This window comes from Microcoleus sp. CAWBG27 (assembly GCF_020883145.1).
Lineage (GTDB): Bacteria > Cyanobacteriota > Cyanobacteriia > Cyanobacteriales > Microcoleaceae > Microcoleus.
This window is the reverse complement of sequence record NZ_JAHREU010000105.1, coordinates 1-15,023: the sequence shown is the minus strand read 5'-3', so window position 1 is coordinate 15,023 and position 15,023 is coordinate 1. Positions and strand designations below refer to the sequence as shown.

Annotated in this window: 9 protein-coding genes; all 9 read right to left on the bottom strand. The window is 42.2% G+C overall.

The features are described 5' to 3' along the window. Positions 1-111: 111 nt before the first annotated feature. Complete coding sequence (locus QZ938_RS31190) at positions 112-441, bottom strand: tetratricopeptide repeat protein (RefSeq protein ID WP_293355969.1); 330 nt, start codon at positions 439-441, stop codon at positions 112-114. A 228-nt stretch (positions 442-669) separates the two neighbouring features. Then, positions 670-6,609 carry a tetratricopeptide repeat protein gene (locus QZ938_RS31185; RefSeq protein ID WP_293355966.1) on the bottom strand — a complete coding sequence of 1,980 codons (5,940 nt, stop codon included), beginning with the start codon at positions 6,607-6,609 and terminating at the stop codon, positions 670-672. A 52-nt stretch (positions 6,610-6,661) separates the two neighbouring features. Continuing rightward, on the bottom strand, positions 6,662-8,080 hold the full coding sequence (locus tag QZ938_RS31180; protein WP_293355963.1) for a transposase: 1,419 nt from the start codon (positions 8,078-8,080) through the stop codon (positions 6,662-6,664). A 551-nt stretch (positions 8,081-8,631) separates the two neighbouring features. Beyond that, the gene (locus QZ938_RS31175) at positions 8,632-9,948 is read right to left on the bottom strand and encodes a transposase (protein ID WP_293355960.1); all 1,317 of its coding nucleotides are present in this window, start codon (positions 9,946-9,948) and stop codon (positions 8,632-8,634) included. A gap of 848 nt (positions 9,949-10,796) precedes the next feature. Then, positions 10,797-12,509, bottom strand: a complete 1,713-nt coding sequence (locus QZ938_RS31170; protein WP_293355957.1) for a calcium-binding protein — start codon at positions 12,507-12,509, stop codon at positions 10,797-10,799. 524 nt (positions 12,510-13,033) lie between these two features. Continuing rightward, positions 13,034-13,261 carry a hypothetical protein gene (locus QZ938_RS31165; RefSeq protein WP_293355954.1) on the bottom strand — a complete coding sequence of 76 codons (228 nt, stop codon included), beginning with the start codon at positions 13,259-13,261 and terminating at the stop codon, positions 13,034-13,036. A 377-nt stretch (positions 13,262-13,638) separates the two neighbouring features. Next, entirely contained in the window at positions 13,639-13,848 is a 210-nt protein-coding gene (locus QZ938_RS31160; protein WP_293355972.1) for a hypothetical protein, read from the bottom strand. A gap of 104 nt (positions 13,849-13,952) precedes the next feature. Next, on the bottom strand, positions 13,953-14,579 hold the full coding sequence (locus tag QZ938_RS31155; RefSeq protein ID WP_293355951.1) for a hypothetical protein: 627 nt from the start codon (positions 14,577-14,579) through the stop codon (positions 13,953-13,955). Between the two features lie 201 nt (positions 14,580-14,780). Continuing rightward, positions 14,781-14,906, bottom strand: a complete 126-nt coding sequence (locus QZ938_RS31150) for a hypothetical protein (protein WP_293355948.1) — start codon at positions 14,904-14,906, stop codon at positions 14,781-14,783. Positions 14,907-15,023 lie beyond the last annotated feature (117 nt).

The window sequence follows — 15,023 nt, the reverse complement described above, 5'->3', positions numbered from 1 at the left end:
ACCGAATTTCTCAACTTGGAGTTATTCCCTCTCTGTCCACTATTATTCGCTCCAAATCTGCTCTTTATCCCTTGGGATTGTCTTGGCAGCCAGATTAACTGCTACCCCTACTTATTGAGCCGATACTATTAACTTATAATAAGAGTCAACCAATATCTGCTCTACATGAAAACATTCTTGGTAACAATAAATCACTTGAAGGTAACAATAAATAGCCTCCTGCCATCGCTGTAGTTCTTGCAATATTTTCCCTAATCTATAGTAAGCTTTATAAGCATCGGGTTTTAAATCGATAGCACAGTTGTAGGCAGCTATCGCCTCATCTAATTGACCTTTTTTGTAATATACTTCTGCCAAATAGATGTAAACTTCGGCGTTATTTGATTTAATTAGCAATGCTTTTTGGTAATGTGCAATTAGTCTATCAACTTGGTCAGACATAAATTTTTTGTCTTAAAAATTAGAAGGTAAGGATTCAGGTGCCTGAAACGTAGTCACAGAGCGACTTTTAAAATTCAAGAATTCCATCAATCAATAGCTTGATTTTCAATAAGTACGAAACTAAAAGCTTTCATAGTTTCTTAATAAGAATCGGAACTCTACGATAATTTGACCAAATGCTTATGTCGTATAGGTTTTAGTGCTTTTGGTGTGACCTGAATTCTTACATTAGAAGATTCTAGGTTTAAGTTTAATAGCGCGGCGATAACAGACAGTTGCTTCATCAGTTTTCCCCTGTGCTGCTAGAATATCGCCCAAGTTTTTATGCGACCAAGAATAATCGGGATTTACCTCAATTGCCTTGCGGTAGGAGAGTGTCGCTTGTTCCGATTCACCTTTATTCGACTGAACTCTTGCCAAATTGTGATAAGACCAAAATGAAGGAAAAGGATTAGTTTCAGTCGCTCGATAGTAGCTTGATATCGCTTCGTCTTGCTTACCTTGTGCTGCTAAAACTTCGGCGAGTTCGTGATGAGACCAATAATGATTTGGCTCAATCTCAATCGCGCGACGGTAAGCAGTAATCGCTCGTTCATGGTCTTTTTGATGAACGAAACATCGACCCAAATTTAAGTATATTTCCGGGTTATGGGGAAACAGATTAATAGCGGCTTGATAAACCGACAAGGCTTCAGTCAACCGATTCTTTTCTACCAAAGTCTTGCCTAAGTCCAAATAGATTTCTGCCTTATTTGGCTGAATTTTTAACAACTGTTGGTAATTATCTGCGTCATCGGAGTTGGTTTGAATCGCTTTTTGATACCAACTAGCGACTGCATCTAAATCTAATCGAGCTCTTTCTTGAAACGCACGCGCTAATTTCTTTTCAATTTCCGGCAGTTTTGGGTTAAGTTCCACAGCGCGGCGATAGGCACTAATCGCTTCCTCCCAATGGTAGCATTGCGCTAGTGCGTCCCCTAAATTGTAAAACGCCCAAACCCAGTGCGAGTTAAGTTGCGTAGCTTGTTTGCAAGCACTAATCGCTTCCTCCCACCGTTCCAGTTTAATCAGCGCGTCCCCCAAATTATTATAAGACCAAAATAAATCCGGTTTTAACTCGATCGCACAACGGTAAGCAGTGACAGCTTCCTCCCACTGTTGCAGTTGACTCAGCGCATCTCCTAATTGATGATAAATCTCAGGAGAATTTGCGTTAAAAGCAATCGCTTGTCGGTAATAAACCACCGCTTCTTGCCAGCGTTGTTGTGCAGATAAAGCCTTTGCCAAACCATAATGGGAACCGGCATTATTAGGCTTTACCTTAATAGACAGTCGATAAGCCGTAACAGCCTCATCCCAAGCTTGTTTTGTACTTAAAATTTCCCCGATATTATGATAAGGTTGTGACAAATTAGGATTCAATTCAATAGCGTGCCGGTAACACGCCACTGCCTCATCTATTTTTTCCAGTCCCAACAGCGTATTCCCCAAAATTAAGTATTCTTCAGCCGTCCCCGCTGTGGGTTCTAAACTCAGTGCATTATAAGCACAAATTGCCGATTCGGCCGCCAAACCCGTGCGCTCAAAAACTGCCGCCAAATTCCGATAAACTCCCGCCAATCGAGGATTTAAAGCCAGCGCTTTTTTGTAATAATTAATTGCCTCTTGCCAGCGTTGCTGCTGTGCGAACACATTGCCAAGACTTGCCAAAACATCAGCGAAATTTGGCTGAATTTCTAACACTTTAAAATAACAATGTTTTGCCTCTTCTAGTTTCCCACTCGCTTGCAGTGCTTCCCCCAATATCTTGTAAGCAACAACAGCCTGGGGTTGAAGTGAAATCGCTCGCTGACACTGCGCGATCGCCTCAGATAATTTCCCCTTATTATAATAATGTCCTGCCAAAACAATCAACGCCTCCGCATCTTCGGAAGTAAGGGGTTCGGACGATTTATAGCTATCATGTACCCCATTTTTGGGGTTCGGTAAATCCAACATAGTCGCCGATTCCTTGCTGTCATGTACCCTATTTTTGGGGTTCGGTAAATCCAACATAGCCGCCGATTCTTGACTGTCATTTAATCCTTTTTTTGAGTTCGATAAATCCAACCTAGTCGCCGATTCCTTGCTGTCATTTACCCCATTTTGGGGGTTCGGTAAATCCAACATAGCCGCCAATTCTTGACTGTCATTTAATCCTTTTTTTGAGTTCGATAAATCCAACCTAGTCACCGATTTTTGACCGTTATTTAACCCATCATCGCTCGATAAATCCAACCTAGTCGCCGATTCCTTGCTGTCATTTACGCCATTTTGGGGAATCGATAAACCCCAGCTATCCGCCACGTTGTTAGTTAGTTCTATAACTTTTTGATAATAAATCAGTGCCGCTTCTAAATTTCCTTGTCGCTTCATAGCTTCCCCCAAATTTTGATAAACTCCTACCAAATTGGGGTTTAATTCCAAAGCGCGTTGGTAACAATAAATCCCCCGCGTAATATCATCCAACCGCACCAAAGTATTTCCCAGGTTGACGCATTCTTGTGCCGAAAATTTTTCCGGTTCCAGACTCAATGCAGCATACCAACAGTCTGCCGCTTCGCTAGGCTTGTTTAAATGCGTCCAAACTTTTGCTAAATTCCGGTAAGCTACCGTGAAATTAGGGTCAATGTGTATTGCTTGTTGATAATACTTAATGGCTGATTTCCACTGTTGCTGCTGTGCGTACAAACTGCCTAAATTCACATAGGCAGCGGCAAAATTAGGCTGAATTTCAATCGCTTTAATGTAGCACTTTCGGGACTCTTCTATCTTGCCTTTTGCGTGCAAAATATTCCCCAGCAATTTTATAATAGGTGCTGAATTCGGTTGATTTTTCAAAGCTTGCAAACAAGTTGCTTCTGCTTCTTCTAATTTTCCTTGCATTAAATAAACTTCGGCTTGTTCATTTAACCGCACTGCGGTAATTTCAGAATTGATAGTCGTTTGCATAGAAGTGGATTTTGCGACGGAGGGATACTGCACTGCGGTAGTTTCAGAATTGATAGTCGTTTGCATAGAAGTAGGTTTTGCGAGCGAGGAATGCTGCACTGCGGTAGTTTCTGAATTGATAGCAATTTGCGTAGAAGTGGATTTTGCGACGGAGGGATATTGCACTGCGGTAATTTCTGAATTGATAGGAGTTTGCATAGAAGTGGATTTTGTAACGGAGGGATACTGCACTGCGGTAGTTTCTGAATTGATAGGAGTTTGCATAGAAGTAGGTTTTGCGACGGAGGAATGCTGCACCGTGGTAGTTTCTGAATTGATAGCGGTTTGCGTAGAAGTAGGTTTTGCGACGGAGGGATACTGCACTGCGGTAGTTTCTGAATTGATAGGAGTTTGCTTATGAGTCGGCTTCGCAACCGACGAATTGGGATTTATTATATTGGCAATCTTCATCATTTCTTCCAATTGGCTCAAGCTAATTTTAATATCTTCTGCCATAGGATTTTGATACATCAACTCTCGGATGGGATAACAGACAAATACCTCCCCTATTAAATAGTAATGTTCCAGCCCTAAAAGTTGACTGATGATACAATAATAAGGTCTAAGATAGTGGGGAGAAACAAGTTCAATAATTTTAGTTCCCGTCCGGCAAAAAATAATATTAGTTAACCCACTGCCGTGGGGAGCCACAATTATTTTAGCACGCTCGAATAGCGCAATTTGTTCGACTACCGACAAAGATTCTGTCACAAAACTTTGAAAACCGAATTTAGCCAGGTAATCAATCACTTCTTTTTCATTGATTACCCGCCGATATCGAGACTTGGCTCGACTGATATAAATCCGCTCTGGGTAAGGGTAACTTGGCGAGGGAATGTGTTTGATAAATTCCTGTCGTATAAACTTCAAAGCTTGCGGTTGCAGCCAACCGATCGATCCCGAAAAAGATGGTACAATAAGTTGTTTAGCTTGGATGTGAGGGTGGCGATCGCTCTCAATAATCTTGGATTGTGAAATCCCCAACAGTGACAGCGTTTCTCGCTGAAAAGGTTGCGCGATGCTATTAACTAAAAACCAATCAATTTGCTCCCAATCTACCTTACTTTGACGTAAAATGTCGAGCCTGGGCAGAATATCCACCATCCAATGAAAGTAAACATTTCCAGAAAGTCCAGATAACACTGCAACTGTCCCATCAATTTGTTCTAAGATTGGTAATTCTTCTAAATTTAAAACCCGATGTTTGTTGGCATCATGTCGCAGACACCCAGGCAAAGAACCCGGATACTCGCGAGAAACATCAGTTAAGAGATAATTATCTGGAGTAATAATAGCAATGGCATTACAAATCATCCAAGAGTTTTTTTGCGGAACAATCCAAGCGCGTCCCTCTGGAATCACCGCTACAAAATTACTGGGTGAATCAAGAGAAATATTCGCTAAATTATTGTTAAATACATGAATGCCTAATCCCTGATAAATGGGAGCAAATTGCTGGTAAATTCGCTTCAAGCAGGGCGTGCAGTTTAATCCTTCACATCCCGGTTGTGAGGCATCAAAGTCAGGTAATTTGTTAGAGACTGGATTAGACTCAAGTTCCGACGAATCAACACCAACAGACATCTCTAATAAACCTTGTGTGGCAGGCATCCTAACTGCATTTGACTGGCTTTTTGGGAGAGGTATAATAGACATTTCTAATAAACCTTGTGAGACAGGCATCCTGACTGCATTTGACTGGCTTTTTGGGAGAGGTATAATAGACATCTCTAATAAACTTTGTGAGACAGGCATCCTGACTGCATTTGACTGGCTTTCCTGGAGACTGCTAATATAGCTAGCCCCGTTTAATTGTACGGTAACAACCCAATCTTTGACAGACAAAGCGCCTTTGGGAACTGAGTTATACCATTTATTAAAAGTTCTGGTAGGAGTAGGGACACGGCAGTGCTGTGTTCCTACTTCTAGCTGTGTTCCTACTTCTAGCTGTGTTCCTACTTCTAGCTGTGTTCCTACTTCTAACTGTGTCCCTACTTCTAACTGTGTTCCTATAGATTTAATGTAGGGCGACGGTGCATCGGGTTGAATAATTCTTGCCATGTGGCATACCATCACTGCCGCGCCCGGCCGTTTCTGTTTTACCAAACAATGACTCAACAGCCCTAAAATATCTACATTATTGGGTTTAATTTGTAAACCCTTATGATAATAAAATTCTGCCTGTTTGTATTCGCCATACTCGAATAAAACATTTCCCAAATGAACGTAAGTTTGCCAGAGATTGGCGTAAACTTCGGGAGCGTTTGATTGCCGCTGTAGTGCTTGGAGAAATCTGGCACAGGCAATTTTCGCCTTTTCCAGTTCGTCAATTTCTTTACCTTCTACTTCTTTACCTTCTACTTCTTTACCTTCTACTTCTTTACCTTCTACTTCTTTACCTTCTACTTCTTTACCTTCTACTTCTTTACCTTCTACTTCTTTACCTTCTACTTCTTTACCTTCTACAGAGCTTTCGTGTAAGGTTTGAAGAACCAGATCGCAGTAAGCTTCAACAAATGTCGGCTGTAGGGAAATTGCTTTCTGAAAGCAAGCCATTGCTGCATCCAACTTGCCTTCTGCCATGAGAGAATAGCCCCAATCACTGTAAGCTGAAGCGTTGTGTGGAGCGAGTTCTATCACCTTCTCAAAACACCGACCCGCCTGTGAATGCTGGTTTTCGAGTTGCCAAACTTTGCCAGCATTATAATAAGCTAAAACCAGATCGGGCTCTAACGCGATCGCCTTGATGTAAGCAGATAGAGCGTCACCGGCTTTTCCTTGTGCCTGAAGGGCTTGACCGAGGTTATTGTGTAAGGTAGCCCAGTTGGGGGAAAGAGCGATCGCTTGTCGGAAAACCTCGATCGCCTCGAATAACCTATCCAGCTTGACAAGAACGCAACCCAGATTGCTGTAAGCTTTGACATAATCAGGTTTAAGGGCGATCGCTTGTCGGTAGTTGCTCCGAGCCTCAAGTAGCAGATACCGCTCGTCAAGGACGACTCCAAGATTATAGTAAGCCGTTGGATTATTGGGTTCGCGGGCGATCGCTTGTCGGTAGCTAGTTTCCGCATCCGTCAATTCTCCTTGTGGGTAAAGGACGTTACTGCGACTATAGTAGATATCTGCCTTGTTTTCCACGATTGCAATAAGATGGGGAATTGGGGAATGGGAACCTAAAAGCCTTAACACATTAAGGTTGCTTGCTCTTTCTGGAAACAGGTTTAATACTAAATCCCGTTACATCCCAATTGTATGGGCGGAGGTATGTTTTTGACACTCTCAGGGCTGAAGCCACGCTCGATTCTGCGGACAGGATAGGCTTAGGTAACACCCAAAGTCTAACTCTCGCTACGGTCGTCAAGCACCGTCTACCCAGTTGGTTTAAGTCTAGACCTAACTTACTGGCTACTTTTCTCAAAATATTTGCAGCACCATTTAAATCTGCATTCACAATTCTTCCATTATTTGACTGATACAAGCCACGTTTAATCCGTTTTCCAGATGCTTTCCACCCAGTTGGTTTTTCACCATATTTGGGTAGGGAGTCACCATCTAAAAAACTAGCTTTTGAAGTATATGCTTCTTCAGTTTCAACAAATCTGATACCGTGCAAATCGCACAGTTCTTTTAACCTATTTTTCAGTTTACCTAAAGGCATTTGAACAAACTTTTGATTGTTCACTTTGCCAAGATTAGTGTTAGACTTAAAGCCTTCATTCCACCCGATTATCAGTGTACCAATTCCATATTTCAAGCAATGGTTGATAATTAACTTTGCAGATTTATTAACACCATCACGCATTTGGTGATTGCGTTTGCGAGTTACACGGTCTAGCCAACCGTCCCAATAACCTTCTGGCTTTCCTTCTTTTCTAGTTGCTACTTTCTTGTTCCACAATTGATTCATTGCCTTCATGGCACGAGAATCAATTAAGAAGGAGTTTCCTAATGTATCGACACAAGCTGCCAAATTGTCAGCAGTTCCCAAGTCAATTGATAATGCTTGACCAATGTCCAGATTGTGTTGTTGTTTTTCAACCTCGTAGGACATCTCAAGATAAAAAGCACCATTTTTAGGGAGAATCGTAAACTCTTTCACCTTGGAAAAATCAACATTCGATGGCATAGGTAAAAAGAATTCAGAAACTCCGAACCATCGCCTCACTGTTAAACCCAAGGAAAATCTTAACTGATTATCAACAAGTTTCGGTCTTAAACCTCCAGAATTAGGATAAGCTACTTTGAACAACTTAGAGCCTGTCAGGTATCCGGGTGGCTTGGGCTTAAAATGCAATTGACCTTTGATATATAAATCTCTTAATTCTTTAAAAGATTTGAAGGCTTCTGTGACTGACATCAATGTTTGCTGCATTGGTGTTGATGGCAACGACTTAGCAACCATTGATTTTGCAACTGACGATTCAACAGACAAGTCAAATTTTCCAGTTAACAGTTTTCCAGTTTTGAAAAAAGTCTGACGAGCTAAATAAACACCACTATTATACAGTTTACCTGATTGTTGACAGAGATACTCTAACAAGGCTTGAACTTCTTTGGTTGGAGACAGTAATACTTGCTGAACTCCCATTGTTTTTTGGGTTTTGTTCACCTCTATTTTCCTGAATATTGGTTGATTTGTCTACTTTTAGCTATTATACTAGATATCTCAAGTTCGCTCAACAAAATATTTAGAAAGAAAGAAAGAAAGAAAGAAAGAAAGAACACGGGGACTGAAGTCCCTCGCGCCGCTTCCCTCTCAGAACTGAAGTCTCTGAGTTTCCCGCATCCCGTATTACTTTTATGATTGATGGCGACGCACCCTACGATATCTACAGCATTCTATAGCAATCCTAATTGATTTTCTAGATCTGGAAAACCTGAAACTCTTGCTATACGAGGAGTCTAGGAAGACAAGGGGGCGTTGTGTTGTGAGACTCAGATCGGATTGCTATATCCGATCTAATTCCGAATTAAACGGAAACGATATAACTCAATCGAGACTTATATCAATTCCGGTTGATTCGGCACGATCAAACCGCAGAGGACGCACAGAACACAGAGTCTCCAGAACAGAGAGATGATTGACACTCTCAGGGCTAAAGCCACTGAGATTCTTAAGACATTACGATCTTAATATCCTGATTGCTCAGGTTCCCAAACTCACCACGTTTGCACGCTCGTGCGTGGTGATATCTTCTGGGCGTTTGAGTGTCTAGCACTCGGTTTCGCGGAGTCCCCACGTACCAAATTTAAAGCTCGATCTCTAATCGTTTTTGCAGCACCAATATCGGCGTGTTCGTGATATCCACATTCCACACAGATGAATTTTTCACCATCTCTATTTGATTTGTCGATATGACCACAATTCCTGCATTCCTGACTAGAATACTTAGGATTAACTTTAATTACGATTTTTCCTTGCTTTGCAGCTAGGTACTCAATCTTTAATCCCAAATCTCCCCAGCCCGCATCAGAGATAGCACGATTCAATTCCTTTTTTCTGGATTGCCCATTTTTCAGAAACCTCCCGGTTTTTTCATCACTTTTTACCTTACATCGGCGCATCATCCCAGAAAAAATTAAATTTTCTAGGGCAATTACATCAACGCTACGAGATACTATTAAGTTCGCAGTTTTCCATTGATACGCTTGGCGCTTATCGCTAATCTTTTGATGGAACCTCCCAACTCTAATAGCTGCTTTTTTGCGGTTTTTACTCCCCTTAGCTTTCCGACTAACCCGTCTCTGCCTAATTTTCAGAGTACGTTTAGCTTTTTTATTGGTTGAAAACCTAGGGTTCTCAATTTGGTAGCCATCAGAAAGATGAACCAGCTTAGTAATTCCTAAGTCGCAACCGATTACTTTGGGATTGTTGCCGAGAGCTTTGGGACTGTATTCAGGTACAGATTTATCCTCTATTCTAATAGAAACATACCAGCCATTTTGGCGTTTTCTGACTGTGCAAGCCTTGATGGCAAACCCATCTGGGATTGAGCGAGAGTCGTAAAACCGCATCCAACCCAGTTTTGGTAGGTAAATTTTATTACCCTTAATTTTTACTCCCATTACGAAGGTAAAAGATGTGAAGTTGCTGCGGTTTTTAAATTTAGGAAATCCCCTACCTTCAAAAAAGTTTTTGTAGGCGGTATCTAAGCGTTTAACATTCTGTTGTAAGACTGTTGAATCTATGGCGTTGTACCAAGGTCTAGCCATTTTCAACTCAGGCAATGCTGTTATTTGAATGTCGCCAGCGCTTCGACGCGGATTTCTCGCTTTGCCCTCTTTGTCAAGCTTAGAGTCTTTCCAAGGATTTCCAGTTGCGCTATTTTTACTTACGAAGCAGGTTAATGGTGAAGCTTCGCTTTTCGTTCTGATGTCACAATAATCGCCTTGGATAAACTGCTGATTATACTGACATATTCTATCACCCAAGCACCAATTATACTGGCTTCGCAGCATATCTACCCAAGCAGACATTTTTAATGACTGCGTTTGATTGGGTCGCAACTTGTAAGCATAGTTTGTTAACAATCTTTCTCACCTCCTTAGTTTGTATTTTAACGTCTTTTTGTGGTCTTAAATATTAAGAATTAAGAAAAATTCAAGGCGGTTGAAACCGCCCGTGTCGCTTGCATCTCAGGACTAAAGTCTCGCTCGTTTTCCGCTTACCGAATATTTTTTTATAATTCCGATACTAAGTAGGTAGACGCAAATAAACCTTGCTGTGTAACCGAATGTGTATTGCTGCTAGAACCGTAAGCGAATTGCGACGTTTAACGAACAATGACATAGTTATATATTTTCGCACTCATCTACTTAAGCTGTTAGTCATTTAAATTTATTGCTTGAACCCGTTACAGCATGGGGTCTGAGCCACAAATAGTGCAGTTTGAATGTCGAACAGCTTAGTGCAGTTTGAATGTCGAACAGTTTAGTGCAGTTTGAATGTCGAACAGCTTAGTGCAGTTTGAATGTCGAACAGCTTAGTGCAGTTTGAATGTCGAACAGCTTAGCGGGACTTAGACAAATTTGGAGCTAAAATTAGGCTATAACCCTCTCTGACAAAGCGATTTACATCTCCGGGGGGTCAATGAGGCTCAAACCCAGTCACAGCCATAAAAAGCATAAATTCACCTTAAACTCTTACTGTGAATGGATTTTAGCCTGTTTTACGGCTATATTTTGTCTAAGTCCCGTTAGTGCAGTTTGAATGTCGAACAGCTTAACGGATTTGATATTACGCAACAATCCCAGGAAACGGGGCAACCGCGGGGGGTTTGCCCCTACAAAACGCACTTGTATAGAGGCTTTGTGTCTAGGGATATTTACACGATATCAAAGTCGTTAGAACTGATATTCAGATTTGGTTGAAGCTGCATAAACGGCACTTCATCCCCCAGCGTACCCAAAGGATTGTAGTATACCAAACCACTTGTTTTGTCGTAAATTACCCGAGCCGGACTCGCACCCTGATTATTGACATTAAAGTTATCGGTAACGCTAAAAAGGCTTGCTGGCAACGTACCGGGTTGCAACACGGGAAAGACTCTGCGATCCAATTGAATCTTATCTTGTGCGGGTGTGAAATCAGTCAACGTATCTAACCCAAAAGGATTTCTGTTTTGGCCGCCACCAACTGATACCGCTGATTCGCCCGGTTCGACATACTGGAACCGGAACGTATCTGCCCCCTCGCCCCCCGTCATTAAGTCATTGCCGACACCACTAAACAACATATCATTGCCTTCACCACCGCAGAAGGTGTTATTTCCTGTACCGCCATAAATAGTATCATTGCCTTCACCACCGCAAATTGTATTGTTACCCTCATCGCCGAACAGCAAATCATCTCCACTGCCGCCGTCAACGATATCGTTACCTGTACCCCCATAAATAGTATCATTGCCATCTCCGCCAGAAAGCGAATCCTCACTCTCATTGCCAAAGATCGAGTCATTTCCAGACCCTCCAAATAGCAAGTCGCGCCCTTGAGAATCTAGATTGTTTGCCTCTCCTGTACCACCGTATAAAGTATCATTGCCCTCACCGCCTACGAGGGTATCATTGCCAAGTTGACCCCAGATCAAGTCATTATCTTTGCCACCATAAACGAGATCGTTACCCTTTCCGGCATAAATGGTATCATTGCCAATGCCACCCGCGATCAGATCGTCTCCACCATCGCCAAAGAGCAAATCTCCCTCATCATTTGTATCCGTAGTATTTAGATCGCCGTAATCACCGATAATCGTATCTTGACCTCGACCGCCATAAAGAGTATCAGCCCCTTTTTCGCCATAGATCAAGTCATTTCCTTTACCGCCATAGGCGCGATCGTTGCCATTACCGCCAATGATGGTATCGTTTTGTTCCATCCCAAACAATACATCGTTGCCACTACCACCAAAGAGCAATGCAGGTTGATTCTGCATTTGGGCAGACAAAGATTGATTCTGATTGCGCTTTAATATATCTACGACACCACCATAGATTGTGTCATCGCCACTGCCACCAATTAAGGTATTAGCACCGAGATCGCCCCTGATTAAGTCATTGCCTTTGCCACCGTACACCAGATCGTTGCCGTTGCCGGCGTGAATGATATCATTGCCCTTGCTGCCGAAAATGAGATTGTTGCCTCCTCCATCAAAGAGCAAAATGTCATTTTTAACTGCACTGTTAGGAAGACTGCTGCCATTATCGCCAATAATCGCAATGCGCCCGTCGCTGGTAACTTTTGGCGGTTGCACTGGTGACTGAAATATAACCGTTGGCGGTTCTGGGAGTTCTGGACACTCGCACTCTGAATTGGGTAAGCTGACTTTGGTGGGAATGAGAGTTGGGCTTGAACTTGAGGATGATGGCGTTGTCGAAGTACCATTATCGATCGATGATGGCGTTGTCGAAGTACCATTACCGATTAATGATGGCTGTGTTTCAACGCCTTGAATATCCATACCACCGGCAGCAACGGGTCGGGATGGCAGGATTGGGGAAGAAGGCGCAGTCGAATTGTTGGGAGTTGTTACTTGTGACATCAGTTTTTTTGCAAATTAAAAATATTCACGTTGGGTGATAACCGCGCTTGAAACTAATAGCTTTTATACGCCGAAACCATTTTTTGGGAATTTGAGTTCTTCTCTGCGACGTGTGAAAAGCCTGAAAGCCTCCTGAAAGCCTTTTCTTTTTTGTATTAGTGCGTGATGGTTAACCTAAATAGAATCTAGGGTTAACCGTTGTGTTAAAAAAAGATAAGTCTCCCATTGCCAGCCCGCTATAGCCTTTCGAGTTCCCATATGAGGTACATAACGCATAGGCCTCCGTGGCCTCCGTGGTCCCCGTGGGCTCCGTGGCCTCCGTGGGCATACCTCACTTTTTCGAGAACCGTTATAGCTGAGTGCAATCAAGGGATTTGCATCATCAATCGCGTTGGCGATCGTCGTCTCTTCAAAGAAGAACATTTAACGATCGCCTGAAGCGAAGCGGTAATTTTCAACGTTTGAGCGACTTCTACCACCACTTTGATGCGGGCTGGTATCAATTAGCAAATCATTACCCTGAATCACGTCCGCCAGTCAATTTTTATTTTATATGTTTGAGTTCTCTTTGAAAAGGGAGCAGACTGCTGAGTCGATCGGGCGATCGCGCTTTTGCCACTGGGCGACGTGCCGTTTTTTGACGATCGCGGGTTGTTTGCCGATCGACTTCTTACTGTTCCTCCACCGTACTCACCTTTTTTAACCCTTGCTGAATCGCTCTTAATCCCACATTCCGCACCCTCAACTGTCACAATCGGTTTTTACTTATTTTAATCCAGCAATAAAGCTATAAATTATACTACTATACCGTACATTAACGGGTAAAAAACTTTTTAAAGGCATAATTTATAACTTTAAAAATAGAGTTTTCTGCGTAATTATGCTGTGTGACACCCCAGGGTGCGAAATCTGGGCTGAATTGTTACATTGCGAAGCTGAGAAATTTCAGATAGCAACTGCGAAGGGGATTAGGACGCAGAACGTACCAAAACGGTAAAACTCTGCACCTTCCCCCTGTCTCCTGTTGCTGAAAAAAGCGCGATTAGCCCTCCACTTGACAGAGTGTACGGGCTACAAAAGTGCCATACACCGAGTTGTAACTTACTGTCAACTGAGTCACCTGATACTTTTAACCGAGACATCTTCCGACATTATGAATATCCTGAATGTCTAGTACAACATCACCAATTGAGTTGGTAAAGGTAGTATCCCACATTGCTTTGAGAATAATTCCCAAAGCTTCCTTAAAAGAACGTGGTATTTCATAACCACATTCATGGCATTTAAAGTTCTTATAACTACCAAATTTTCTAGGAATATGACCGCATTTTGTGCAAATCTTGGAAGTATATTATTCAGTTATTCTGACCAGTAAACATCTCCCCAAATTAGGTTTTTGTCCAGATAGGGGAAGGCTTCCAGAAACTTTTTAGGAGATGTCTATTATACACATACCTCTTTGGGAAAACGCTGCGGCACGAGTTTATATTGTTTTCCCAGCCATAACTTCGCCTCTTCATAAGTAAAACTTAAAAATACTAGCCGATTGTTTTGAGATGGATCGTAAACACAGCTAATTCCCTGCTTGTCTCTAACCAATAGCATAACTTTTAGAGGAAAATTAGTTGTATCTATCCACAGTTCTGTAAATTCCCAGTCATCTGCTGGATGTTCCATGAGATAAAATGATGTACTTTCAATTTCCCAATCAACCCATTCTAACGGGTCTTCAAAAGCACCTTCTAGTCCAAATAAACTTACTGTTTTACCAACATCGGGAAAATCATCATCTATGACTGTTCTAGAGTTTTCTTCTAAAGGCTTGAAATGATGAGAACCAGGAGGTTCTTCTACATATCCGGTTAACTGACGTACCGATGATTTCACTCCATCAAAAATTAGGTAAGATTTTGACAGGAAAATTATTTCATTTTGGGGATTAAGTGGATGACTTGGTAGTAAGCCGAGTTGACGGGTGGGAATGACGATTTTTGAATCACGAATTAAAGGTCGATCGAAGTTACAATTTGTGAAATAGAGTCTGTCAAAACGATCGGTAATTACAGTCATTTGATTTTCTCCAAAATAGTCGTTTTTATGCTCGATAGCGGGATTTCTAAAGTGCCATCCTACCTCGGTAAATCAAAGACTATACCGAGGGCTTCCAAAGAATCACTTCTTCGGTTTCCTGGTTACTTTCTTACGAGATAATGTAGTCCACTTCGGGTTTTTTTGACGCAGGCGATCGTACTTGAGAATGCAAGACATTCATCAAAACTTCGGCGCACTCAAGAGCGATCGCCCGTGGCGCTTGCCGATCGCCCGTGGCGCTTGCCGATCGCCCGTAGCGCTTGCCGATCGCCCGTAGCCCTCGCCGATTTCACCTGAAGCCCACATTCCGCAGATGTGGGTTTGATTTTTTTACCAGTTGTGAAAACTGGAAGCCCAAAAACTTTTGGGCTGAACCTATGCGGTTTTAGAGTTACAGATACTTGTCAAATTCACCTAAAATAA

What these genes read in the sequence shown, in the direction of transcription:
- QZ938_RS31190 (WP_293355969.1), bottom strand. Translation starts at nt 441, where the DNA reads ATGTCTGACCAAGTTGATAGACTAATTGCACATTACCAAAAAGCATTG.
- QZ938_RS31175 (WP_293355960.1), bottom strand. Translation starts at nt 9,948, where the DNA reads ATGTCTGCTTGGGTAGATATGCTGCGAAGCCAGTATAATTGGTGCTTG.
- QZ938_RS31170 (WP_293355957.1), bottom strand. Translation starts at nt 12,509, where the DNA reads ATGTCACAAGTAACAACTCCCAACAATTCGACTGCGCCTTCTTCCCCA.
- QZ938_RS31155 (WP_293355951.1), bottom strand. Translation starts at nt 14,579, where the DNA reads ATGACTGTAATTACCGATCGTTTTGACAGACTCTATTTCACAAATTGT.
- QZ938_RS31150 (WP_293355948.1), bottom strand. Translation starts at nt 14,906, where the DNA reads ATGTGGGCTTCAGGTGAAATCGGCGAGGGCTACGGGCGATCGGCAAGC.